This window comes from Aquitalea sp. ASV15 (assembly GCF_016429115.1).
GTDB lineage: Bacteria > Pseudomonadota > Gammaproteobacteria > Burkholderiales > Chromobacteriaceae > Aquitalea > Aquitalea magnusonii.
Map to the genome: position 1 here is coordinate 41,367 of NZ_JAELTZ010000024.1, position 21,879 is coordinate 63,245.

The following is a 21,879-nucleotide window of genomic DNA, read 5'->3' on the forward strand; positions in this document are numbered from 1 at the left end:
GGTTTGTAACAACAATCGCTAGACTTGCCACTCCTGACGGGTTATCCCCCGTCGCTCACCCGCTTTCTGCCCGACCAGGGCAGGGGATAGAACGCAGACGGTATGATAGAAGTACGCAATCTCAGCAAGCATTTCAGCCATGAAGGCCGCCGCATTGCCGCACTGGACGATGTCAGCCTGCAAGTCGCTGCCGGAGAAATCTACGGCATCATCGGCCGCTCAGGGGCCGGTAAAAGTACCCTGATTCGTTGCCTCAACCTGCTGGAGCGTCCGGATAGCGGCACGGTAACACTGGGCGAGCAAGAACTCACCGCCCTGCCAGAAGCCGAGCTGCAACTGCGTCGCCAGCGCATCGGCATGGTGTTCCAGCATTTCAATCTGCTGCGTTCGCGCACTGTGGCCGGTAATGTGCGCTTCCCGCTGGAACTGGCAGGTACGCTTAGCCCGGCGCAAATGGACGCACGGGTGGATGAGCTGCTGCAACTGGTGGGCCTCTCCGATCACAAGGACAAACGTCCGTCGCAATTGTCCGGCGGGCAAAAGCAGCGCGTGGGCATTGCGCGTGCGCTGGCCAATCACCCGGACCTGCTGCTGTGTGACGAAGCCACCTCCGCGCTGGACCCGGAAACCACCGATTCCATTCTGGCCCTGCTGGCCGACATCAACCGTCAGCTCAATCTCACCATTGTGCTTATCACTCACGACATGCGGGTGATTCGCCAACTGTGCGATCACGTGTCGGTGATGGATCACGGCAAGGTGGTGGAAAAGGGCAGTGTGCTGGATGTATTCCTGCAACCGCAGCATGCCGTCACCCGCAGCCTGTTGGCCGAAACCGGCTTTGGTCAGGGCGAGCGTATCGACGCCTGGCGTGCACGCATTGGCGTGCCGCTGCTCAAGCTCACCTTTGTCGGTGAACCTACGCTCAGCCCGGTGCTGGACAAGGTAGGCCGCGAAACCGGCCTGCGCGTCAACCTGCTCAGCGGCACCTTGAGCGAAATCCGTGACACCCCCTGCGGCCAGCTGCTGGTAGGCGTGGTGGCGTCTGATGTGGAACTGCCGGTCTTGCCGGAGATTTTTGCCCGCGAGGGTGTACGTTGCGAGGTGCTGGCATGAGCGGATTCGACCCAAGCCTGTTGTTGACGGTGGACTGGCCGGAAATCGGCACCGCCACCCTGGATACCCTGACCATGCTGGGTGTGTCCCTGCTGTTTACCATCGTGTTCGGCCTGCCGCTGGGCGTGCTGCTGTACATCAGCGCACCGGGCCAGCTGCGCGCCCGCCCGCGGCTGTATGCGGTGATGTCTTTTCTGGTGAATGTGCTGCGCTCGCTGCCCTTTGTCATTTTGCTGATTGTGCTGATTCCGCTCACCCTGCTGCTGGTGGGTACCTCCATCGGTGTGGCTGGTGCCATCGTGCCGCTGGTGGTGGGGGCCATTCCCTTCTTTGGCCGTCTGGTGGAAAACGTGTTGCGCGAAGTGGACCGTGGCGTGATTGAAGCCAGCCAGTCCATGGGCGCCAAGCTGCCGCAGATCGTGTTCAAGGTGCTGCTGCCCGAAGCCATGCCTGGCTTGATTGGCGCGGCGACTGTCACCGCCGTGGCGCTGGTGGGTTACACCGCCATGTCCGGGGTGATTGGCGGCGGCGGTCTGGGCGATCTGGCCATCCGCTACGGCTATCAGCGCTTCCAGACCGAGGTGATGATCGTCACCGTGGCCCTGCTGCTGGTGCTGGTGCAAGCCCTGCAAACTGCCGGCGATGCCCTGGTGCGTCGCTGTCGCTTCGGCTGATTCAGCCGCCAGCACATTACTGTATTCCCTTTGTTGTGAATCCCTGTACCGCCGGTGTAGGCCGGCGGTATGGACCCCCTTTGCCCATTGATCTGGAGATAATAAAGATGAAACGCGTTTCCAAGCTGTTTGCTGCCCTGGGTCTGAGCGTGGCCGCCTTGGCCGTACACGCCGAAAATGTAAAACTGGTGGTGGCTGCTTCCCCGGTGCCGCACGCTGAAATCCTGGAAGCCCTCAAGCCCACCCTGGCCAAGCAAGGTGTGGACCTGCAAGTGAAGGTGTTCAACGACTACGTGCTGCCTAACACCCAGGTAGAAGAAAAGCAGCTGGATGCCAACTTCTTCCAGCACATTCCGTATCTGGACAAGTTCAACAAGGACCGTGGCACCCATCTGGTGGTGGCTTCCAAGCCGGTGCACATCGAGCCGTTTGCTGCTTACTCCAGCAAGTACAAGAAAGTGGCTGAGCTGCCGCAGGGTGCTACCGTGGCCATTCCGAATGATCCGACCAATGCCGGCCGTGCGCTGCTGCTGCTGGATCAGGGCGGTGTGATCAAGCTGAAGGACCGCAAGAACATCTACCCGACCACCAAGGACATCGTGTCCAACCCGAAGAACATCAAGATCAAGGAACTGGAAGCCGCTACCCTGCCGCGCGTGCTGAACCAGGTGGATATCGCCCTGATCAACGCCAACTACGCGCTGGAAGCCAAGCTGAACCCGAAGAAGGATGGCCTGTTTACCGAAACCACCTCGCCGTATGCCAACCTGCTGGTTGCCCGTCCGGACAACAAGGACAGCGCCGCCATCAAGAAACTGGCTGCTGCGCTGAACAGCCCGGAAGCCAAGAAGTTCATCGAAACCAAGTACCAGGGTGCAGTGATTCCGGCTTTCTAAGCCTGAAACGCACGATCTGACTGCCCCGGACGGGATGGCTACGGCCATCCCGTTTTGTTTTTTCGACCCATCCATCACCTGTTTTTCGATTGTTTTGTAAGCACTTGTCTGCTCAGAACACGAAGATTCTTTTTGTTATGCCAGAAAATGCCATAAGAACGGCATGGTTATCTATTTTCTTCATAATCACTGCAGTTTTTCTTGCTTAGCCGCGGCCAGTGCGCCGCGTATATTGGTCTGCAACGCAACAGATCAAGCAGCGCAAGGAGACCCGCATGAGCCAACTGCATTCCCCCGTCAGCACCAGCCAGGCCGGCCCGACCGGCCATCAACTCAGCGCCACCGATGCGGTAACAGCCAGCGCAGAACTGCTGGAAATTGCCCGCCTGCGTGCGGCAGACAGCGGCCTTGCCTATACCGGTGCGCTCTATCCACTGGAAGCCTGGTCGCTGGTGGAAGCCGGTGTCGCCACGCTGGTGGATGTGCGTACGGCAGAAGAGCGCAAATTCGTCGGCCAGGTGCCAGGCTCGCTGCATGTGGCCTGGCAAACCGGCACGGCGCTGATCAAGAATCCGCGCTTCCTGCGCGAGCTGGAAAACAAGGCCGGTGGCAAGGACAGCGTGGTGGTGCTGCTGTGCCGCAGTGGCAAACGCTCTGCCGCCGCGGCCGAGGCTGCTGCCAAGGCCGGCTTTACCCAGGTGTACAACGTGCTGGAAGGCTTCGAGGGCGATCTGGACAGCCAGCAGCAGCGTGGCGATGTAGGCGGCTGGCGCTACTGGAATCTGCCCTGGCAGCAAGACTGATCCATTACTTTTCGCGCACCACGATACAGCGAGTACTGCCATGAATGATCTGGTCCGTCCCTTTAATCCCGCCCAGCCGGTGGTGCATGACTGGCATCTGGACAGCGTGGTCAGCGCCCTGCATGCGGCGCGTGCCGACTGGCGGCAAAGCCAGGGCCGCCTGCGGGATTTTTCCACCCGCGAATTTCCGTCGCGTGCCGTCTTGCGCGACATCGTGGCGACACTGGCGGCGGCGCTGTTTCCTATGCGGCTGGGCCCGCCCGGCCTGCGTGACAGCAGCGAGGACTTTTTCGTTGGTCACAGTCTGGCGGTGGCGCTGGATGCGCTGGCGGCACAAGTGGTGCTGGAGCTGCGCTATAGCGCCCGCGTGAACGGTTTGTCGGCAGAAGACAGCGAGGCGCAGTCGGAGGCCCGGTCTGTCAGCATCGTCCAGCAGTTTGCTGCCGCCTTGCCCGACCAGCGCCGCCTGCTGGATGCCGACATCACCGCCGCCTGGCAGGGCGACCCGGCAGCGCGCAGTGTGGATGAAGTGCTGCTGTGCTATCCGGGCATCAACGCCATCCTGCATCACCGCCTGGCGCACTTGCTGTATCGCGCTGGCTTGCCCCTGATTGCCCGCATCATCGCCGAAATTGCCCATGGTGAAACCGGTATCGATATCCACCCCGGTGCGCAGATCGGTGCCGGCTTTTTCATCGATCACGGCACTGGCGTGGTGATTGGCGAAACCGCCGTCATCGGTGAGCGGGTGCGGCTGTATCAGGCGGTCACCCTGGGTGCCAAGCGCTTCGAACAGGGCGAGGATGGCAGCCTGCTCAAGGGCCAGCCGCGCCACCCCATCGTGGAGGACGATGTGGTGATTTATGCCGGGGCCACCGTGCTGGGGCGCATCACCATCGGCCGCGCTTCCAGCATAGGCGGCAATGTCTGGCTCACCCGCAGCGTGCCACCGGGCAGCCAGATCAGCCAGGCCAGCCTGCAGGGCTAATTCAGGCTCGGTCCTTCGCTCATTTAAGACAATTCCGATGAATTACCCCACCGCCCTGCGGCAAGCTGCCGGGCTTGGCGGAGTATTGCCTGCAGGCCGCCGGCAAGGGGGCTGTGTTGCCTGCAATTTGTTTCTTCCACCATCCCTTATGGAGCAGACATGTCTCAACATCAGGACATCAAACAGGCACTGGGCGACAACGCCGCGCGCCAGCTAGCCAATGCCACCAAAACCGTACCGCAGTTGTCCACCATCAGCCCGCGCTGGCTGGTGCACCTGCTGCAATGGTCGCCGGTAGAAGCAGGCATTTTCCGTCTGAACCGGGTGAAAAACGCCGCTGGCGTGCAAGTGGCCTGCTCGCAGCGCGACGAATCCGAACTGCCGCAAACCTTTGTCGATTACGAAGAGCACCCGCGTGAGCTGTTCCTGAATGCGGTGACTACCGTGCTGGACGTGCACACCCGCGTGTCCGACCTGTACAGCAGCCCGCACGACCAGATCAAGGAACAGCTGCGCCTGACCATCGAAACCATCAAGGAGCGTCAGGAATCCGAGCTGATCAACAACCCGGAATACGGCTTGCTGGCCAATGTGGACGATACCCAGCGCATCTCCACCCTGACCGGCGCACCGACCCCGGACGATCTGGACGAGCTGCTGACCAAGGTATGGAAAGAGCCGGGCTTCTTCCTGGCGCACCCGCTGGCCATTGCCGCCTTCGGTCGTGAATGCACCCGTCGTGGCGTGCCGCCGCCGACCGTGAGCCTGTTCGGTTCGCAGTTCATCACTTGGCGCGGTGTGCCCATCATCCCGTCGGACAAGCTGCCTATCGACGAAGACGGCAAGACCAAGATCCTGCTGCTGCGCGTGGGTGAAAAGCGTCAGGGTGTGATCGGCCTGTACCAGCCGGGTGTGGCGGGTGAGCAGAGCCCGGGCCTGTCGGTGCGCTTCATGGGCATCAACCGCAACGCCATCGCGTCCTACCTGATTTCGCTGTATTGCTCGCTGGCCGTGCTGACCGAAGATGCGCTGGCCGTGCTCGAAGACGTGGAGATTGGCAAGTACCATGACTACCCAGATACCTACAAGTAAGCCTTCCGGCCTGCCAGACGGCCTGCCGGATGTCGCCCAGCTGGCGAATCTGGCCAATGCCTTCTTCAGCGCCTTGCCCGGACAGCAGCCAGGCAGCCCGCCACCTGCCGCCAGCGGACTGAATCTGGACGTGGCCGGTCCGCAGCTGTCGCCGCAGCCTGCTGCGGCCGCCGCGCATACGCCGGAACCGGCTGCGCTGGATGGCTTTGGCCGTAGTGGCCCGCATGCCTATGCTGTCCCGGAGGGCTATGGAGCGGTCATTCCGCAACTGGCCGCAGCCCAGCCTTCGGCCCCGTCCTTTGCCGGAGCAGCCGTGCCGTCCTCGCCGTATTACTTTATCGGCGAGTCTGCCGGTTATCCTTCCGCAGCACCGGATGTGGCGGTGGATGACCGGGTAACGGCACAGTCCTTTGGCCTGCCGGGGGCGGATGAGCTGCGCGCCTTGCTGGCCGGTGACAGTCGCCAGCCGGTGGTGGCAACTCCGGCGCAGGGTAATAGCCATGGCTATTACTTTGTCGAAGAGTGGCCGCAGCATGGCAAGGCGCCGGATTTCGACCGCAAGGTGGCCAGTCGCGGCCATGGCTTTGATGTGAACGCCGTGCGTCGTGACTTCCCCATCCTGGCCGAGCGGGTGAATGGCAAGCCGCTGATCTGGCTGGACAACGCTGCCACCACGCACAAGCCGCAAGCGGTAATCGACCGGCTGGCCTATTTCTACCAGCACGAAAACTCCAACATCCACCGCGCCGCGCATGAGCTGGCGGCACGGGCGACGGATGCCTATGAAGCAGCCCGTAACAAGGTGGCGCGCTTTATTGGCTCACCCAGCCCGGATCAGGTGATTTTCGTGCGCGGTGCCACCGAGGCCATCAATCTGGTGGCCAATACCTGGGGGCGCCAGAATATCGGCGCGGGCGATGAAATCGTGGTGTCGCAGCTGGAGCACCATGCCAACATCGTGCCCTGGCAAATGCTGGCAGCGGCGAGCGGGGCGAAAATCCGGGTGATTCCGGTGGATGACAGCGGCCAGATCCTACTGGACGAATACCGCAAGCTGCTGAACAGCCGCACCAGGCTGGTGGCCATCACCCAGGTATCCAATGCGCTGGGAACGGTGACGCCGGTGCAGGAAATCGTGGCGCTGGCGCATGCCGCCGGGGCGCGGGTGCTGGTGGACGGGGCGCAATCGGTATCGCATATGCGGGTGAATGTGCAGGCGCTGGATGCAGATTTCTTTGTGTTTTCCGGGCACAAGGTGTTTGCACCCACCGGCATTGGCGTGGTGTACGGCAAGAAGGAATTGCTGGACAGCATGCCGCCGTGGCAAGGGGGTGGCAATATGATTGCCGATGTCACCTTCGAGAAAACGCTGTATCAGCCGGCGCCCAACAAGTTCGAGGCAGGCACCGGCAATATCGCGGACGCGGTGGGCCTTGGCGCAGCCATCGACTATGTCGAGCGTATCGGGCTGGAAGCCATTGCCCATTACGAGCACGACCTGCTGGTGTATGCCACCCACGGCCTGCATTCGGTACCGGGCTTGCGCCTGGTTGGCACCGCAGCCAACAAGGCCAGCGTGCTGTCCTTCGTGCTGCCGGGCTATCGCACCGAGGAAGTGGGCAAGGCGCTGAATCAGGAAGGCATTGCGGTGCGCTCCGGCCACCACTGCGCCCAGCCGATTCTGCGGCGCTTCGGGCTGGAAGCCACGGTACGGCCTTCGCTGGCTTTCTATAACACCTGCGAGGAAGTCGATACCCTGGTAGCGGTATTGCAGCGGCTGGCACGCCGCCGTTAGCGGCTGGCGTTGAGGGACAAGGGCCGATGCACATGCATCGGCCCTTGTTTCGTGTGCCGCGCTCAGTTGGCGGCTTGCTGGTTGCGGATCAGCAGCAGCGATTCGCCGCTATGCATGATGACTTCCGGGCCGGGAGAAAACTCCACCTCGCCCGGGCTGCGTTCCAGTGCAATCACCATGGCCTTGCTCCCGAAGCCTTCCTTGAGAAAGCTGCCCAGTGGCTGGCCCTCCCAGCGTTCTTCCAGCACATGGATCTGGGCATGAAACTGGTTGGGGTAGCGCTGGTGCAGATGCTCGAAAAAGTGCAGGGTTTCCGGATGGGCCACGATATTGGCCATATTCATGCCGCCCAGGTGGGACGGAATCACCACATTGTCCGCGCCCACCGCCAGCAGCTTCTTGCGCGAACTTTCGTTTTCCGCCTTGGCCACCGCCAGCACTGCCGGGTTCAGGTTCTTGGCGGTCACCACCACAAAGGCATTGTCGGCGTCGGCACTCAGACAGGAAATCAGCGCGCGGGCGTGGGCAATGCCGGCGGCGGTCAGATTCTCATCCTCGGAAGCGTCGCCCACAATGAAGGGCACATCGCGCTCTTGCAGCAAGGCGATATTGGCCTCGTCCTTTTCGATCACCACCACCTGGTGGTGGGTGCCCAGCAATTCTTCCAGCGCGTAGCGCCCGGTGTGGCTCAGCCCGCAAATGATGGTGTGCTGGCGCATGTGCGCAATCAGTTTTTCCATTTTCTTTCGTCTCAGATAAAGCGGCAGGTCGCCCTGGAACAGCATCAGGGTGAGGGAGGAAATGCCATAACCGACCACGCCGGTGCCAAACACGATCAGCGCAATGGTGAAATAACGGCCAGCCAGGGACAGGTTGTGGGTTTCGCCGTAGCCGATGGTGGCCAGGGTGATCACCGTCATGAACAGGCTGTCGGAAAAGCTCCAGCCCTCCACCAGCATGTAGCCACTGGTACCAAACAGCAGGGCGGCAAATACCAGGCTGCTGAGGAAAATGAGTTTACGCGGGAAACTGTTGCGCATGAATGGTGGAGACAGCGTGGGAAAGCGGCATTATAGCGATTCTGATGCCGCATGCATGCAATTTGCTGGGCATGGCCTGTCTCCGCCCTCCGCGGCCATCTGTGTGCAGATATGTCGCAGGGTGGGGCAGGCAATGGTTCTTCACACTGTTTTACAAGCGGTTACCTGCCATTGATTAATCTGGACTGGTATCAACGCATTGGAGGTCCAGTCCATGAAAACCCGCATCCTGATTCCCGCGCTGCTGGCGCTTTCCTTTACCGGCATGGCCTATGCCGATGCTTCCGCCATTCTGGGTGGTGCACTGGGTGGCGCGGTGGGCGCCGCTGTCGGCCAATCCATCGGTGGCCGCAATGGTGCCATCATCGGCGGTGCCGTGGGTGGCAGCGTGGGCACCGCGCTGGCCTACCAGCGTGACGACTACCGCGCTTACCGTCCGGCACCGGCGGCGGTGCCGGTGTACCAGCCGGTGGCTTATGCCGCCCCTGTGCGCTATGTGGAGCCGCCGAGCTATCCGCACTGGCATGAGGAGCGGCACGAGCATGACCGCGACTGGCATGATCGCGGCTGGCGTGGCCACGACTGGCGCGATGGCTATTATCGCCACGGTGATTGAGTCTGTTGCCGTCAATCAGGCCCTGAGCAATCAGGGCCTTTTTCATTTTGTGCATGCGCTGTTGCTGTCAACTATCGTTGACTGAAGCGCGTGCTGGCGGCTGCTGCGCCTTTGCCGCCGCGCCAGTGCCAGCGCCAGTAGCACAATAGCAACAGCGATAAAGTTGTTGCCTGCCAGGCTGGCTGTTCCCTATAATTGATTAGCAATCAAATCATTTACATGCGAAGCATTATGAACAGTGTCGATTTACTACGGCTAGGCATCACCAGTGCCATCATGCACGCCGGGCGCAAATGGCGGCAGATTTCCCAGGCAGTGGTGCTTACCCATGGCCTGACCGCGCCGGGTGCATCGGCGCTGATTTTCATTGGCCGGCTGGGCGAGGGCATCAACCAGGTGGCGCTGGCCGAGGAAATCGGCATCGAAGGGCCATCGCTGGTGCGGGTTATCGACCAGCTGGCCAGTGCCGGCCTGGTGCGCCGTGAAAAGGACAAGGTGGACCGGCGCTCCAATACCCTGTGGTTTACCGAGCAAGGCCGTGCCCTGAGCGACAAGATCGAGGCCGAGCTGGTGGATTTGCGTGCGCTGGTGTTCAAGGACGTGGCGCCGGCCGATCTGGAAGCCACCTTGCGTGTGTTTGCGGCGGTGGAATCCGCCTATCAGCGGCCGGAACTGGTGGCCGAACTGGCAGCCATGGCTGGCCAGGCGCGCGCATGACGCTGCCGGGCTGGCGTGACTGGCTGTTTTCGGCCAAGGCCTTTGCTGCGGCCATGCTGGCGCTGTATCTGGCCATGGCGCTGTCCTTGCCGCGTCCTTACTGGGCCATGGCCACGGTATATGTGGTATCGCATCCGCTGACCGGGGCCACCCGTTCCAAGGCGGTCTACCGTATTGGCGGCACCTTGCTGGGCGCCTCGGCTGCGGTCATCCTGCTGCCGCTGTTTGTCAATGCGCCCACCCTGCTCAGCCTGGTGGTGGCGCTGTGGACCGGCACGCTGCTGAGCATTTCGCTGCTGGACCGCACCCCGCGCAGCTATCTGTTCATGCTGTCGGCCTATACGCTGCCGATGATTGCCTTGCCGGCGCTCAATAGCCCGGAAGGCATTTTCGATCTGGCATTGGCGCGCAGTGAGGAAATCCTGCTCGGCATCCTGTGCGCCAGCGTGGTGTCGGCGCTGGTGTGGCCGGGCAAGGTGGCACCCATTTTCTCTGCCCGCATCGCCAGCTGGCTGGGAGATGCGCGCGACTGGGCCTGCGAGCTGCTGCAGCAAAGCGCTGCCGCCAGCCAGCCCATGCATGCCAGCCGCCACAAGCTGGCGGCAGACATCCTGGCACTGGATCAGTTCATCTCCCACCTGTCTTACGACACCACCAGTTTTGCCATGGTGAAAAACGCCCGCGAGCTGCGTGGCCGCATGAGCATGTTGCTGCCGATTTTGTCCTCGCTGACCGAAACCAAGCAGGCGCTGCTGCGGCAGCAGGATGGCATGCCGGCCGGCTTGAGCGCGCTGATGCACGAGGTGGCGCAGTGGATGGCCAGCCCCGACCTGGGCCACATCCGCCGCGAAGCGCCGCTGTTGCAACGACGGCTGGCGGCGCTGAAGCAGCAGATCGCCAGCGGTGACAGCTGGCAGGCGCTGCTGATTGCCCACGGGCTGGCGCGTTTGCAATCGCTGATCAATCTGTGGCTGGACTGCCGCTTGCTGCAGCAACTGATTGCCGAGGAGCATCCCACTTTCCAGTGGAAGCCGGCCTATCGGCACTGGCCGGTGGGCGGCACGGCGCGGCATTACGATTACGGCATGATGGCGTTTTCCTCGCTGCAGGCTTCGGTGGCGATTTTCCTGGCCTGCCAGCTGTGGATACAGCTGGGGTGGACCGATGGTTCCGGGGCAGTGATCATGGTGGCCATTGCCTCTTGCTTCTTTGCCGCGCTGGATGAACCGGCCCCGATGATGCGCACCTTCCTGATCTGGGCGGTGGTGAGCATTGCCCTGACCACCGTGCTGCTGTTCATGGTGATTCCGGCGGCCTATACCTTTGAAATGCTGGTGGCCATGCTGGCCATCCCTTTCCTGCTGGTGGGCACCCTGTTTACCCGGCCGCAGTTCACCATGATTGCCATGATGCTGACGGTGAACACCGCCACCTTCCTCAGCCTGCAAGGCGCCTACGACACCGATTTCACCGCCTTCTTCAATGGCAATGTGGCTACCGTGGTGGGGGTGTCGTTTGCGCTGTTGTTCAGCCTGCTGGTGCGCCCCTTTGGCATCGAGCTGGCCATCCGCCGGCTGCGCCGGGCCAGCTGGCATGATCTGGCCGAAACTGCGGCGGGCCGCCGGCTGGATGATTACACCCGGCTCACCGCACGCATGCTGGACCGGCTGGGCCTGCTGATTCCGCGGCTGGCGGCCAGCGGCAATGAGCAATTGCCACAGGTGTTCAACGAGCTGCGTGCCGGTTTCAGCGTGTTGCATTTGCAGCGGGAAGAAAATGCCCAGGCCGGCCCCGCCGGCGTGGCGGTGCAGCAGGTGCTGGACGCGGTGGAGCGGCATTACCGCCAGGCGCTGGAACAGCGCCAGCAGCCGCAGGCTGATGTGCGCCTGTTGCAGTGTATCGACGATGCGCTCAATCAGCTGTTGGCCAGCGGCCGCCGCAGCGACCACCACCTGCTCACCGTGCTCAATGCGCTGGTTGAATTGCGCATTACCCTGTTTCCGGCTGCCGGCAGCTATGCCATGGCAGCCAGCCCACCCTTGCCTGCAGGAGGTTCGACACCGTGATTGGTGAAATCGAAATCTACGGGGTGTATTTCCCCAGCCTGCTGATCCTGATGGTGCTGGCCTTTGGCGTCACCGCCGGCCTGCGCATCCTGCTGGGTCAGCTGGGCTTCTACAAACTGGTATGGCACCGTTCCCTGATGAACTTTGCCTTGTATGTGATTGTGCTCGGCGGTTTCGTCGTGCTGACTCGCGGATGGTAATGATGAAAAAGCTGATAGGCAAAGCAGGGCCGGTGGTGCTGACCCTGATCGTGGTGGTGGCGGCGGTGCTGGTGGGCCGTTATCTGTGGGATTACTACACCAATGCGCCGTGGACGCGCGATGGGCATATCCGCGCCGACGTGGTGCAGATCGCCCCGGACGTGTCCGGGCTGATCACCGAGGTGAAAGTCAGCGACAACCAGCTGGTGAAACGCGGCCAGGTGTTGTTTGTCATCGACCGCGCCCGTTACGCGCTGGCACTCAAGCAGGCGGAAGCGGCGCTGGCGCAGCAGAACGCCGGGCTGCTGCAGGCAAAACGCGAGGCCGCACGCAACCGTGGCCTGAGTGATCTGGTGTCCAGGGAAAGCATCGAGCAGAGCGAAGCCCGTGTGCAGCAGGACGAGGCCAGCGTCGCCGCTGCCACCACCGCGGTGGAAGTGGCCCGGCTCAATCTGCAGCGCACCGTGGTGAGCAGCCCGGTGGATGGTTACCTTAACGACCGCACCCCACGGGTGGGCGATTACGTCAGCACCGGCAAGCCGGTGTTGTCGATGGTGGATGCCCATTCCTTCCATGTGGATGGCTATTTCGAAGAAACCAAGATGAACCGGGTAAGGGTCAACCAGCCGGTGGAAATCCAGATCATGGGCGAGACGCACAAGTTGCGCGGCCATGTGCAGAGCATTGCCGCCGGAATCGAAGACCGCGACCGCAGCAATGGCGCCACCCTGCTGCCCAATGTCAATCCCACCTTCAACTGGGTGCGGCTGGCCCAGCGCATTCCGGTGCGCATCACCCTGGATGAGGTTCCGGCCGACTTCCGCATGATTGCCGGGCGCACCGCCACCGTGGCCGTGGTGGCCGGCAAGGGAGAGCAGCCGTGAGCCGGCTGTATCCTGCCAGCCTGCTGCTGGCGCTGACCGCGCTTGCCGGCTGCACCAGCGTCGGCCCGGATTACCATCTGCCGGCTGGCGCGGTCATGCAACGCCAGGCAGCCCAGGGCCGCTTTGCCAATGCCGATGGCCGGCAGACCTCCAGCCAGCCGGTGGCCCCGCGCTGGTGGCAGCTCTACCACGATCCGGTGCTGAACCAGCTGGTGGAGCAGGCGCAACAGGCCAATACCGATTTGCGCGCGGCCACGGCCAATCTGCAAAAGGCACTGGCGGTGGCGAGCCAGGTCAGTGCCGAGGCCGGCCCGCATGCCGAACTGTCGGCATCGGCCGAACGGGCGCGTATCTCCGGCCAGAGCATGTTGCTGGACGTCCCCTTGCCGGTGAGCAATCTGGGAGACGAGGGCATCCGTGTGGCCTACCAGCTGGACCTGTTTGGCAAGCTCAGACGCGGCGACGAGGCTGCCGAAGCCAATAGCGAAGCCAGTGCCGCCGCCCGCGATCTGGCGCGCATCACCGTGACCGCCGAAACCGTGCGCAGCTATCTGCAGATCTGCTCGGCCAATCACGGCTACCAGGTATTGCAACAGCAGTCGGCGCTGCAGCAGAAACAGCTGGAACTGACGCGCCTCCTGGCCGGTGCCGGCCGGCTCACCGCCACCGATGTGCTGCGCGCGCAGGCGCAGGCCGACAGCGTGGCGGCCGGCCTGCCGGCCTATCAGGCGCAGCGCGATGCCGCGCGTTATCGCCTGGCCATGCTGCTGGGACAAACCCCGGCCGAGGCGCTGCCGCCTGCGGCACTGGCCTGCGCGCAGGAGCCGCAGCTGGCGCAAGCCATTCCGGTGGGCGACGGCCGGGCCTTGCTGGCGCGGCGGCCGGATGTGCAGCAGGCCGAGCGCAAGCTGGCACAATCCAGCGCCATGATAGGCGTGGCCACGGCCGAGCTGTACCCCAGCATCACGCTGGGGGCATCGGCCGGCTTTACCGGCCTGCTGGAAGATGTGGGGCAGCGCTCCACCCAGCGTTTCGGTTATGGCCCGCTGATCAGCTGGACCATTCCCGACAGCGGTGCCCGGGCGCGGGTGACCGCGGCCAAGGCCGACAATGCGGCGGCGCTGGCCCACTTCGACGGGGTGGTGCTCAATGCCCTGCGCGAGGTGGAAACCAGCCTCAGCCTGTATGGCAAGGATTTGCAGCGGCTGGCATTGCTGCGTACCGCGCGCGACAGTGCCCGACAGGCTGCCGCGCAGAACCGCCGCCTGTATCAGGCAGGCCGCTCACCCTATTTGTCCAGCCTGGATGCCGACCGCACCCTGGTCAGCAATGAAATGGCCGTGGCCAGCGCCGAAAGCCAGCTGGCACAGGATCAGGTCAATCTGTTCCTGGCGCTGGGCGGGGGCTGGGAGGAGGGCAAGACCCAGGCCGGCCATTAAGGAGGGCCAGCTGCGCTGAGAGGTCGTGCGCGCCGGGGTGGGCAAGCTGAAGGTATAGACCGTGGATCAATCAGCCAGTGGCATGGCAGGAACTGCTCTTGTCCTGTCTTCGTCGCTGCGCCGTGGTCCGGGTGTACTGTCCGGTCTTGCCCGCGGCATGCTGCTATGAGGGCCCGTGCTGCAGCCTGGGCGCTGCCAGCAGTGACGATTCATGCCATATGAGTGTAATTTTTGTTGTGCCGGCCCGGTAGTGCATATAGCATCTGCCATCGCCGTTTTCAGTCCGGAAGCCCCATGCCCGCATCTGCCAGCGTCCCCGTATTGCTGCCGGTTTTTCTGGTAACCGATATTTTGTGCGCCTGCATCCTGGCGCAACTGCTGGCCCTGCGCAAGGCCGGTGTGGCGGGTACCCGCAGCTGGATTGCCGCCAATATCGCCATGGTGGCCTATCTGCCGGCACTGGGGCTGCGTGCCGTGCTGCCGCTGGTGTTCAGCGTGGTGCTCAGCAACGGGCTGGGTCTGCTTGCCGCCAGCCTGTTCTATATCGGTTGCGCCCGTTTCCTCGGCCGTCCCACCCACGCCCGTGGCTGGTTGCTACTGGTGTGCTGCGCCCTTGCTGGCCTGCTGTGGTTCACCCTGGTGGAGGATGTGATCCGGCTGCGCGTCATCATTGCCTCGGGCGGCATTGCCGTGGTGTTTGTCGCCACGGCCTACCTGCTGTGGCGCCACCGCCCGCCGGGGCAGGGCGCGGCCGTCTACTGGCTGGGCGCATGCTGCAGCACGGCCACCGCCTTGTTGCATGCATCGCGCGCCATCTATTACGGCGCTGGTTTTGGCAATCTGTCCGACCTGTTTGCCAATACGCTGGTCAATGTGCTGTCGATGAGCCTGACCGCGGCGCTGGTGCCCGGTCTGTCCATGCTGGCGGCGGCCATGGTGCAGCAGCAGCTGCTGAGCGATGCCACCTGGCGTGCCGAGCGCGATGGCATGACCGGCACGCTGACCCGGCAAAGTTTCGAGTCGCGCATCGTGGCCGACCTGCAGCGGGCCAATATCAGCGGCGATGCCTTTTGCTTTGTGCTGGCCGACCTGGATTTCTTCAAGCGCATCAACGACAACCATGGCCACCAGGCCGGTGACCGGGTGCTGGTGGCCTTTACCGAGCTGATTCGGCGGCAGCTGCGGGCTGGCGACTATATCGGCCGCATGGGGGGCGAAGAGTTTGGCATTGCCTTGCCGGCCACACCGCCTGCCGAGGCCATGCGTGTGGCCGAGCGCCTGCGTCAGGCCGTGGCCGCGCAGCAGGTGGTGACCGACAGCGGCAGCCTGCGCTACAGCGTCAGCATGGGCCTGGCCGTGCATGCAGCGGGCGCTAACTTCAGCGATCTGTACCGCCATGCCGACCAAGCCCTGTATGCCGCCAAGCAGGCCGGACGCAATGCCATCGTCAGCCAGGATGCGTCGGCTCAGCCGGCTTGCACCGCCTTGCGCAATTGCTGCAAACCGGCCTGATACTGCTGGCGTGCCTGCAAGGCTTCCTGCATGTCGACTGCGGCAAAGGTGATCCCCTGATTGGGTTGTAATTGCGCCACCACGTCCAGATCGGCACTGATGACCGTGCCCACCATGGCATACCCCCCGCCGGAGACGGCATCGCGCAGCAGGATGATGGCCTCCTTGCCGGCCGGCAGCTGGATCGAGCCGATGGGATAGCCGGCATCCACGATGTTGGACGGATCATCCCCCGCGCCAAAGGGCGCTTCCCGTGGCTGAAACTGCAAGGGCATGCCGCCTTTCAGCCGGTAGCCCGTGCGGTCGGACTCCGAGGCCACCGTCCATGGCTCCTGATAGAAGCGTGCAGCCGATTGCGCCGTGAGGCGATGGGCATACAAGCCGGGCAATACCCGGACCGTCGCCCGCTGCGGCAGGCTGCGCCACAGTGCTGCCGGTAGGCTGCGGCCTAGCGGCGCCACCGCTGCCGGCGCGAGGCCCAGTGGCAGGCTATCGCCAGCCTGCAAGCGTCGGCCCAGATACCCACCCAGGCTGCCCAGCGTATAAGTTGAACGGCTGCCCAGCACTTCTGGCACGTCGATGCCGCCGCTAACCGCCAGATAGGCACGCATGCCGGCGGTGGCCGGCAGGAAATCCAGCGTATCCCCCGCGGCAATCGACAAAACCTGATGTGTGGGCTGTGGCTGGCCATTGATACGTGGCTGCATGGCAGCACCACAGACGGCAATGCGGCAGGCCACGCTGAATTGCAGCTGCGGACCCAGCAGCGTGCACTCCAGCACGGCAGCATTTTCCGGGTTGCCCAGCAGCAGGTTGGCGGCGCGAAAAGAGTATTGGTCCAGTGCGCCGCAAGGCGGAATGCCCAGGTGATAGTAGCCGTTGCGGCCCGCGTCCTGTACCGAACTGGCAAGGCCGGGCTTGATGACTTTAATGTGCATGGCGGCTTCCCGGTAGTGATTGTGCATAGGCTTGCGGATTGGCCAGGAAGTCCGCCAGGTCGAAACGGACCGGAAAGATATCCAGCTGGAAGCTGCCCGCAGACACCGCCTGGATGGCCGCTGCGTATTGCTGCTGGGTGATGGGCTTGAAGCGGACAATATCGCCGGGCCGGAACAACACCATGCTGTCGGCCAGATAGGGCAGGCTTTGCTGCGGGTCGTAAATCGGTGCCGGCGTGATGCCGAACATCTGGTAGCCACCAGCCCCTTCTACCGAGTAAATACAGGCAAAACAGCCGCCATGGCCGATGGTCTGGCGCGGGGTGGCGGTGCGCGGGCTCAGGTACTTGGGTACTTGCAACTGCTGATCGCGTTCCACCATCTGGTAGAGAAAGGGCAGGCCGGCGACAAAGCCCACCATGGAGACAAACCACGGCGAACCGCTATGGGCGGCAATAAAGGCGTCTACCGAGTCAAACCCGTTGATCCGCGCCGCGTATTCCAGATCGGTGGATTGCGGGTCCTGATGACGCTGGCGAAAGCGCGCCCCCACTTCCCGCGTCCAGGGGTCGTTATACCAGACCGGGATTTCCAGCAGCCGGGTGTCCAGTACCGGCGGGCTGTCCTGGACCGACTGCTCCAGCTGGCGCAGCCCTTGCAGCAATTGTTCCGCCGGCAGGATGTCCGGGTCAAAGCGCAGCTGGAACGAGGCATTGGCCGGGCAGATTTCCAGTATCCCCGGCCAGCGCTGCTGGCGCAGCTGTTCGGTGATGGCCATGCCGGTAAAGCAGGCGGGCAGGGACATCGACTCGCTGATTTCGGCAAACAGGAATTCGTCGCCGCCAAAGGTGTAGCGAATGCTCATGCCAGCCTCCCCACGCTGCTGGCCCCCGGACTGGCCCCGGTTTCACTGCCTTGCCAGTGTGTCAGCCACTGCTCCAGAAAGCGGGTGTGGTAGCGTCCGGCACGTACATCGGCATCGGCCAGCAAGGCCAGATGCAGGCCCCCGGTGTGGGCAATGCCGCTGATATGCAGTTCGCCCAGCGCGCGGCGCATGCGGCACAGCGCGCGTTCGCGGCTTTCGTCCCACACAATCAGCTTGGCCAGCATGGAGTCGTAATAGGGCGGGATGACATAGCCCGGGTACAGCATGCTGTCCACGCGCACGCCCGGCCCGCCGGGTAGTTGCAGGTTCCGGATGGTGCCGGGCGAGGGGCGGAAGTCTTGCTGCGGGTCTTCGGCATTGATGCGGCATTCGATGGCGGCACCGCGCAGCCGGATGTCTTGCTGCTGCCAGCGCAAGGGCTGGCCGTCGGCAATCAGCAGCATTTCGCGCAGCAGGTCGAGGCCAGTCACCATTTCAGTGATCGGGTGTTCCACCTGGATGCGGGTATTCATCTCGATGAAATAGAACGCGCCCTGATCAAACAGAAACTCCAGCGTACCGGCCCCGCGGTAGGCTACCGACTGTGCCAGCCGGACGGCGGCCTGACACAGTCGGTCGCGCTGCTGCGCATCCAGCGCCGGGGAGGGGGCTTCTTCCATGATTTTCTGGCGGCGGCGTTGCAGCGAGCATTCGCGCTCGTAGCAATGAATCACCCGCTGGCCGTCGCCCAGGATTTGCACTTCCAGATGGCGCGCCTGCGGCATGAATCTTTCCAGATATAACTGACCATCGCCAAAGGCACTCTGCGCCTCGCGCTGGGCGGCGGCAAAGGCGGCCGGCAATGCAGCGGCGCTGTCGACCACACGGATGCCACGACCGCCGCCACCGGCCACCGCCTTGATCAGCAGCGGGTAGCCGATGTCGCTGGCAGCGGCCATTGCTGCCGCCACATCAGCCAGTGCGCCCAGGCTGCCCGGTACGGTGGCCACGCCGGCGGCCTGGGCGGTGGCACGCGCCTGTGCCTTGTCCCCCATCAGCGCGATGGTGTCGGCGGTCGGGCCGACAAAAATCATGCCGGCGGCTTCCACCTGGCGGGCAAATTCGGCACTTTCCGCAAGAAAGCCATAGCCGGGGTGAATGGCATCCACCTGATGACTGCGGGCGGCAGCCAGAATGGCCGGAATGTCCAGATAGCTTTTGCTAGCCGGTGCCGGGCCGATTTCCACCGTCAGCTCTGCCAGCTGGCAGGCCAGGCTGTCGCGGTCGGCACTGCTGTGGGCCAGTACTGTCTGCAGCCCCATTTCACGGGCGGCACGGAGGATGCGTACTGCAATTTCGCCGCGGTTGGCCACCAGCAGGCGGCGGATATTCTTCAGGACAATGGGCTGGCTCATGTCAGCACCCTGGCCACCGGCTGGCCGATCTCTACGGCCTCGCCGTCTTCCACCAGAAAGGCCATTAACTGCCCGCCGTGCCCGGCGGTCATTTCATTGAACTGCTTCATCACCTCGATGCAGGCAATCACGGTATCGGCTTCTACAGGACTGCCTTCTGTCACATAGGGGGCAGCATCGGGGGCCGGGCGGCGATAAAAGGTGCCGGGCAGCGGGGCAGGGATCAGGTGTTCGGGCATGGGGCTTCTCCTTGTATGGCTTGCTTTTCGCTGGCTCAGGCGGCGCTTTGGCCTTGTGGCGCGCGAATGGTGATGCCGGCCTCCAGCAGCCGGTTGCGGGTGGTGCGGATCAGTTGCAGTGCACCGGGGGTGTCGCTGTGTATGCAGATGGAGTCGAATGCGATGGGGATGCGCTGGCCGTCCACGGTATCCACCAGCCCTTGCCGGCAGGCCAGCATCACCTTGTCGGCCACGGTAGTGGGGCAGAGCCGGCCCATCTGGCGGGTAAAGACAATGCTGCCGCTGGCATCGTAGTCACGATCGGCAAAGAATTCGCAGATGGCCCTTACCCCCAGCTGCTTTGCCGCAAGGTGGGTGGCCGAGCCGGCCATGCAATACACCGCCAGAGCCGGTGACAAGCCTTGCAGCGCTTGCAAGAAGGCCAACGACAGGTCTTCGCTGGCTGCCATTGCCATATACAAGGCCCCGTGCGGCTTGACGTGCTGCATGCGCAAGCCTGCCAGTTGCAGAAAGGCTTGCAGTGCGCCGATCTGGTATATCGCATCCTGCACCAGCTCCTGCACACTGGCCTGGATGGTGCGCCGGCCGAAACCCACCAGATCGCGATAACCGGGGTGGGCGCCCACCGCCACACCGTATTGTTTGGCCAGTGCGACGCTGCTGGCCATGGTGGCCGGATCGCCGGCATGAAAACCGGTGGCGATATTGGCCGATGACAGCAGCGGCATGATGGACGGGTCGTCACCGTCGCCGAGATGCCAGGGACCAAAACTTTCGCCCATGTCGGCGTTCAGGTCGATTACCTGCTTTTGCATGTGCATTCCTGTCTGAGCGTGAGTCAGACCGACACCGTAAGCAGTGGAAGGAAACGGGGAAAGTTTTAAATTTTGATAGCGAGGTATCAATTTTCTTGATGCCGCTCGTCCGCCAGGCAGGAAAGGGCATTTGCCGCTTCAACCTTGCGGCGCAACGGAGGGTCAGCTGTACCACAAGGCAGTCATGACTTGCTCAGGTGTTCTGGCCAAGCAGCTCCTTGCATCCGTGCTGGTCAATTCGCCTGGTACGCATATTTAGACCTTTCCCCGCACTGGCTCCTCCCGATCTGATTGGCATCAGTCAGAGCGCCTCCAATCATTGACAATGTCATCACAACGGCCCGTTCCCACCCATGCCCAACCCCTGCCAGCTGCGCCTTCCCATCCACCTGGTGCTGGACCTCTTCATCCAACACGCCACCACCACGCAGTCAACTTGCACCTTGCAGCCCTCTCTTCCCGGCATATTCAGCCCACCTGCTAAGCCGGCGCCTTATCGCGCTTACTTGCTGCTGTCTGCGTACAAGTACAGCCTGTCATGCCTGCTGCTGCCCTGGCTGGCGGCCTGCTCCAGCTTCCTGGCCGGGCCGGGTGGCGGGCTGATCGGCGTGCCCACCCATTTGTATGACTTCAACCCGGAAATCTACACCGTCATCAGCGCTGAGTTTGAGTTTCTGGGTGTGGCCGGGGTATCCGGCGGTGAGGAGTGCTGCGCCACGCTGCCCCGTATCTGGCGCCCCGGTCTGATGGCCACCGTGCGTTGGGTGGAGGACCCCAACCCTTGCTTGGATTGTGGTCCGAAAGACCGCAATGCTTTTCGCGAGTACATGAAAAAAAAGCAAACCACCTACCAGCACTACAGCGCGCAGGTGGAGATTCCGCCGTACAAGGATACCTATGGCATCAATCTGGCCTTCCTGCCCTGCCATCAGGTGCGACTGGTGATCGATAGCAAACAAGTATTCCCGATGCTTGCCCAATGGGAAGCCGAAGCCAAACAACTGGAGGGTCAATCATGTCCGAAACCCCAATAAACCTGGAACACGCCCAACTGGCCGCACCCTGGGATGAGCAGCTGGATGCAGCCCCCCGTGATACCCAAGCGCTGCGCGACATCCGCCCTTGGCCGCAAGCGGCCATGCACCACAGCGCCATCCGCTGGCTCCGTCGCGCGCTGCTCTGCCTGCTGTTGCCATGGCTGGCGGCCTGCTCCAGCCTCCTGGCCGGGCCAGGTGGTGGGCTGATCGGTGTGCCCACCCATTTGTATGACTTCAACCCGGAAATCTACACCGTCAAATCCGTCACGTTTGAGTTTCTGGGCAAGTCAGCGGTATTTGCCGGCGAGGTGTGCTGCGCCACGCTGCCCCGTACCTGGCGTCCCGGTCTGATGGCCACCGTGCGCTGGGTGGAGGACCCCAACCCTTGCCTGGGGTGCGGTCCTAAAAATGAGAATGCTTTTCGTGAATACATGAAAAAGAAAGAAGCCAGCTACCAGCACTACAGCGCGCAGGTGGAGATTCCACGATATGGCAGTACCTGCGGCCTGAATCTGGCCTTCCTGCCCTGCCATCTGGTGAGGCTGGTGCTGGACTGTAAAGAGAAATACCCGCTGATCAAACAGTGGAGAGCCGAAGCCAAACAGATGGAGGGTCAGTCATGTCCGAAACCCCAATAAACCTGGAACACGCCCAGCTGGCCGCACCCTGGGATGATCAGCTGGATGCCTTCCCCAGTGATGCGCAGGAGCTGCGCGACATGCGCTATCTGCA

22 protein-coding genes and 1 pseudogene are annotated in these 21,879 nt (G+C 62.8%); 17 read left to right on the forward strand and 6 right to left on the reverse strand.

Translation table 11 applies throughout. From position 1 onward, the window contains the following. Positions 1 to 102 precede the first annotated feature (102 nt). From JHD64_RS12315 to JHD64_RS12345, 8 genes and pseudogenes are all read left to right on the forward strand, one after another. Positions 103 to 834 (forward strand): annotated as a pseudogene (locus tag JHD64_RS12315) (methionine ABC transporter ATP-binding protein); the annotation flags it as partial. Positions 835 to 885: 51 nt separating this feature from the next. After that, positions 886 to 1,116 carry an NIL domain-containing protein gene (locus tag JHD64_RS22490; RefSeq protein WP_370540954.1) on the forward strand — a complete coding sequence of 77 codons (231 nt, stop codon included), beginning with the start codon at positions 886 to 888 and terminating at the stop codon, positions 1,114 to 1,116. Continuing rightward, positions 1,113 to 1,790 carry a methionine ABC transporter permease gene (locus JHD64_RS12320; protein ID WP_059285569.1) on the forward strand — a complete coding sequence of 226 codons (678 nt, stop codon included), beginning with the start codon at positions 1,113 to 1,115 and terminating at the stop codon, positions 1,788 to 1,790. The genes JHD64_RS22490 and JHD64_RS12320 overlap by 4 nt, the downstream gene beginning before the upstream one ends. A gap of 107 nt (positions 1,791 to 1,897) precedes the next feature. Continuing rightward, positions 1,898 to 2,686 carry a MetQ/NlpA family ABC transporter substrate-binding protein gene (locus tag JHD64_RS12325; RefSeq protein ID WP_199053404.1) on the forward strand — a complete coding sequence of 263 codons (789 nt, stop codon included), beginning with the start codon at positions 1,898 to 1,900 and terminating at the stop codon, positions 2,684 to 2,686. A 275-nt stretch (positions 2,687 to 2,961) separates the two neighbouring features. Continuing rightward, positions 2,962 to 3,489: a rhodanese-like domain-containing protein gene (locus tag JHD64_RS12330; protein ID WP_199053405.1), complete on the forward strand. Its 528-nt coding sequence runs from the start codon at positions 2,962 to 2,964 to the stop codon at positions 3,487 to 3,489. 40 nt (positions 3,490 to 3,529) lie between these two features. Continuing rightward, positions 3,530 to 4,477, forward strand: a complete 948-nt coding sequence (gene epsC, locus JHD64_RS12335; RefSeq protein ID WP_199053406.1) for a serine O-acetyltransferase EpsC — start codon at positions 3,530 to 3,532, stop codon at positions 4,475 to 4,477. Between the two features lie 159 nt (positions 4,478 to 4,636). Further along, on the forward strand, positions 4,637 to 5,569 hold the full coding sequence (locus tag JHD64_RS12340) for a family 2A encapsulin nanocompartment shell protein (RefSeq protein WP_059285573.1): 933 nt from the start codon (positions 4,637 to 4,639) through the stop codon (positions 5,567 to 5,569). Continuing rightward, positions 5,544 to 7,364 carry a family 2A encapsulin nanocompartment cargo protein cysteine desulfurase gene (locus tag JHD64_RS12345; RefSeq protein ID WP_199053407.1) on the forward strand — a complete coding sequence of 607 codons (1,821 nt, stop codon included), beginning with the start codon at positions 5,544 to 5,546 and terminating at the stop codon, positions 7,362 to 7,364. The genes JHD64_RS12340 and JHD64_RS12345 overlap by 26 nt, the downstream gene beginning before the upstream one ends. 62 nt (positions 7,365 to 7,426) lie before the next feature. Here JHD64_RS12345 and JHD64_RS12350 read toward each other — a convergent pair whose 3' ends face one another. Continuing rightward, positions 7,427 to 8,404, reverse strand: a complete 978-nt coding sequence (locus tag JHD64_RS12350) for a TrkA family potassium uptake protein (RefSeq protein WP_059287545.1) — start codon at positions 8,402 to 8,404, stop codon at positions 7,427 to 7,429. 214 nt (positions 8,405 to 8,618) lie between these two features. Here JHD64_RS12350 and JHD64_RS12355 point away from each other — a divergent pair, with 214 nt between their 5' ends. The 7 genes from JHD64_RS12355 (at position 8,619) to JHD64_RS12385 (ending at position 15,838) form a co-directional block, all read left to right on the forward strand. Then, on the forward strand, positions 8,619 to 9,020 hold the full coding sequence (locus tag JHD64_RS12355) for a glycine zipper domain-containing protein (protein ID WP_199053408.1): 402 nt from the start codon (positions 8,619 to 8,621) through the stop codon (positions 9,018 to 9,020). A gap of 219 nt (positions 9,021 to 9,239) precedes the next feature. Continuing rightward, positions 9,240 to 9,737 (forward strand): MarR family winged helix-turn-helix transcriptional regulator, encoded by a 498-nt coding sequence (locus JHD64_RS12360; RefSeq protein ID WP_233170471.1) that lies wholly within the window; start codon positions 9,240 to 9,242, stop codon positions 9,735 to 9,737. Then, on the forward strand, positions 9,734 to 11,803 hold the full coding sequence (locus JHD64_RS12365; protein ID WP_199053409.1) for an FUSC family protein: 2,070 nt from the start codon (positions 9,734 to 9,736) through the stop codon (positions 11,801 to 11,803). The genes JHD64_RS12360 and JHD64_RS12365 overlap by 4 nt, the downstream gene beginning before the upstream one ends. Further along, positions 11,800 to 12,003, forward strand: a complete 204-nt coding sequence (locus tag JHD64_RS12370; RefSeq protein WP_059285457.1) for a DUF1656 domain-containing protein — start codon at positions 11,800 to 11,802, stop codon at positions 12,001 to 12,003. Before JHD64_RS12365 ends, JHD64_RS12370 begins: the two co-directional genes overlap by 4 nt. A gap of 2 nt (positions 12,004 to 12,005) precedes the next feature. Continuing rightward, on the forward strand, positions 12,006 to 12,887 hold the full coding sequence (locus JHD64_RS12375; RefSeq protein ID WP_199053410.1) for an HlyD family secretion protein: 882 nt from the start codon (positions 12,006 to 12,008) through the stop codon (positions 12,885 to 12,887). After that, positions 12,884 to 14,326 carry an efflux transporter outer membrane subunit gene (locus tag JHD64_RS12380; RefSeq protein WP_199053411.1) on the forward strand — a complete coding sequence of 481 codons (1,443 nt, stop codon included), beginning with the start codon at positions 12,884 to 12,886 and terminating at the stop codon, positions 14,324 to 14,326. Before JHD64_RS12375 ends, JHD64_RS12380 begins: the two co-directional genes overlap by 4 nt. 294 nt (positions 14,327 to 14,620) lie before the next feature. Continuing rightward, positions 14,621 to 15,838 (forward strand): GGDEF domain-containing protein, encoded by a 1,218-nt coding sequence (locus tag JHD64_RS12385; protein WP_199053412.1) that lies wholly within the window; start codon positions 14,621 to 14,623, stop codon positions 15,836 to 15,838. Here the strand turns inward: JHD64_RS12385 and JHD64_RS12390 are convergent. Genes JHD64_RS12390 through JHD64_RS12410 form a run of 5 tightly spaced genes read right to left on the reverse strand, consistent with a single transcriptional unit; the run spans position 15,793 to position 20,110 of the window. After that, a complete protein-coding gene (locus tag JHD64_RS12390; RefSeq protein WP_199053413.1) occupies positions 15,793 to 16,776 on the reverse strand; it encodes a biotin-dependent carboxyltransferase family protein in 984 nt (327 codons plus the stop codon). The two genes, JHD64_RS12385 and JHD64_RS12390, sit on opposite strands and share 46 nt — an antisense overlap. Then, complete coding sequence (locus JHD64_RS12395) at positions 16,766 to 17,641, reverse strand: allophanate hydrolase subunit 1 (protein WP_199053414.1); 876 nt, start codon at positions 17,639 to 17,641, stop codon at positions 16,766 to 16,768. The genes JHD64_RS12390 and JHD64_RS12395 overlap by 11 nt, the downstream gene beginning before the upstream one ends. Then, positions 17,638 to 19,056 carry an acetyl-CoA carboxylase biotin carboxylase subunit gene (locus JHD64_RS12400; protein ID WP_199053415.1) on the reverse strand — a complete coding sequence of 473 codons (1,419 nt, stop codon included), beginning with the start codon at positions 19,054 to 19,056 and terminating at the stop codon, positions 17,638 to 17,640. The genes JHD64_RS12395 and JHD64_RS12400 overlap by 4 nt, the downstream gene beginning before the upstream one ends. After that, on the reverse strand, positions 19,053 to 19,295 hold the full coding sequence (locus JHD64_RS12405; RefSeq protein WP_199053416.1) for an acetyl-CoA carboxylase: 243 nt from the start codon (positions 19,293 to 19,295) through the stop codon (positions 19,053 to 19,055). Before JHD64_RS12405 ends, JHD64_RS12400 begins: the two co-directional genes overlap by 4 nt. A gap of 35 nt (positions 19,296 to 19,330) precedes the next feature. Further along, positions 19,331 to 20,110: a 5-oxoprolinase subunit PxpA gene (locus JHD64_RS12410; RefSeq protein WP_199053417.1), complete on the reverse strand. Its 780-nt coding sequence runs from the start codon at positions 20,108 to 20,110 to the stop codon at positions 19,331 to 19,333. A gap of 353 nt (positions 20,111 to 20,463) precedes the next feature. Here JHD64_RS12410 and JHD64_RS12415 point away from each other — a divergent pair, with 353 nt between their 5' ends. Next, positions 20,464 to 21,144, forward strand: a complete 681-nt coding sequence (locus JHD64_RS12415) for a DUF3304 domain-containing protein (RefSeq protein ID WP_199053418.1) — start codon at positions 20,464 to 20,466, stop codon at positions 21,142 to 21,144. Then, the gene (locus tag JHD64_RS12420; RefSeq protein ID WP_199053419.1) at positions 21,126 to 21,785 is read left to right on the forward strand and encodes a DUF3304 domain-containing protein; all 660 of its coding nucleotides are present in this window, start codon (positions 21,126 to 21,128) and stop codon (positions 21,783 to 21,785) included. Before JHD64_RS12415 ends, JHD64_RS12420 begins: the two co-directional genes overlap by 19 nt. Positions 21,786 to 21,879: the final 94 nt, after the last annotated feature.

Excerpts from the sequence above, each read along its gene's own strand:
- JHD64_RS12390 (WP_199053413.1), bottom strand. The coding sequence starts at position 16,776 with ATGCACATTAAAGTCATCAAGCCCGGCCTTGCCAGTTCGGTACAGGAC.
- JHD64_RS12350 (WP_059287545.1), bottom strand. The coding sequence starts at position 8,404 with ATGCGCAACAGTTTCCCGCGTAAACTCATTTTCCTCAGCAGCCTGGTA.
- JHD64_RS12320 (WP_059285569.1), top strand. The coding sequence starts at position 1,113 with ATGAGCGGATTCGACCCAAGCCTGTTGTTGACGGTGGACTGGCCGGAA.
- JHD64_RS12365 (WP_199053409.1), top strand. The coding sequence starts at position 9,734 with ATGACGCTGCCGGGCTGGCGTGACTGGCTGTTTTCGGCCAAGGCCTTT.
- JHD64_RS12330 (WP_199053405.1), top strand. The coding sequence starts at position 2,962 with ATGAGCCAACTGCATTCCCCCGTCAGCACCAGCCAGGCCGGCCCGACC.
- JHD64_RS12420 (WP_199053419.1), top strand. The coding sequence starts at position 21,126 with ATGTCCGAAACCCCAATAAACCTGGAACACGCCCAACTGGCCGCACCC.
- JHD64_RS12405 (WP_199053416.1), bottom strand. The coding sequence starts at position 19,295 with ATGCCCGAACACCTGATCCCTGCCCCGCTGCCCGGCACCTTTTATCGC.
- JHD64_RS12325 (WP_199053404.1), top strand. The coding sequence starts at position 1,898 with ATGAAACGCGTTTCCAAGCTGTTTGCTGCCCTGGGTCTGAGCGTGGCC.
- JHD64_RS12410 (WP_199053417.1), bottom strand. The coding sequence starts at position 20,110 with ATGCAAAAGCAGGTAATCGACCTGAACGCCGACATGGGCGAAAGTTTT.
- JHD64_RS12395 (WP_199053414.1), bottom strand. The coding sequence starts at position 17,641 with ATGAGCATTCGCTACACCTTTGGCGGCGACGAATTCCTGTTTGCCGAA.
- JHD64_RS12360 (WP_233170471.1), top strand. The coding sequence starts at position 9,240 with ATGCGAAGCATTATGAACAGTGTCGATTTACTACGGCTAGGCATCACC.
- JHD64_RS12355 (WP_199053408.1), top strand. The coding sequence starts at position 8,619 with ATGAAAACCCGCATCCTGATTCCCGCGCTGCTGGCGCTTTCCTTTACC.
- JHD64_RS12340 (WP_059285573.1), top strand. The coding sequence starts at position 4,637 with ATGTCTCAACATCAGGACATCAAACAGGCACTGGGCGACAACGCCGCG.
- JHD64_RS12385 (WP_199053412.1), top strand. The coding sequence starts at position 14,621 with ATGCCCGCATCTGCCAGCGTCCCCGTATTGCTGCCGGTTTTTCTGGTA.
- JHD64_RS12345 (WP_199053407.1), top strand. The coding sequence starts at position 5,544 with ATGACTACCCAGATACCTACAAGTAAGCCTTCCGGCCTGCCAGACGGC.
- JHD64_RS12375 (WP_199053410.1), top strand. The coding sequence starts at position 12,006 with ATGAAAAAGCTGATAGGCAAAGCAGGGCCGGTGGTGCTGACCCTGATC.
- JHD64_RS12400 (WP_199053415.1), bottom strand. The coding sequence starts at position 19,056 with ATGAGCCAGCCCATTGTCCTGAAGAATATCCGCCGCCTGCTGGTGGCC.
- JHD64_RS12415 (WP_199053418.1), top strand. The coding sequence starts at position 20,464 with ATGCCCAACCCCTGCCAGCTGCGCCTTCCCATCCACCTGGTGCTGGAC.
- epsC (WP_199053406.1), top strand. The coding sequence starts at position 3,530 with ATGAATGATCTGGTCCGTCCCTTTAATCCCGCCCAGCCGGTGGTGCAT.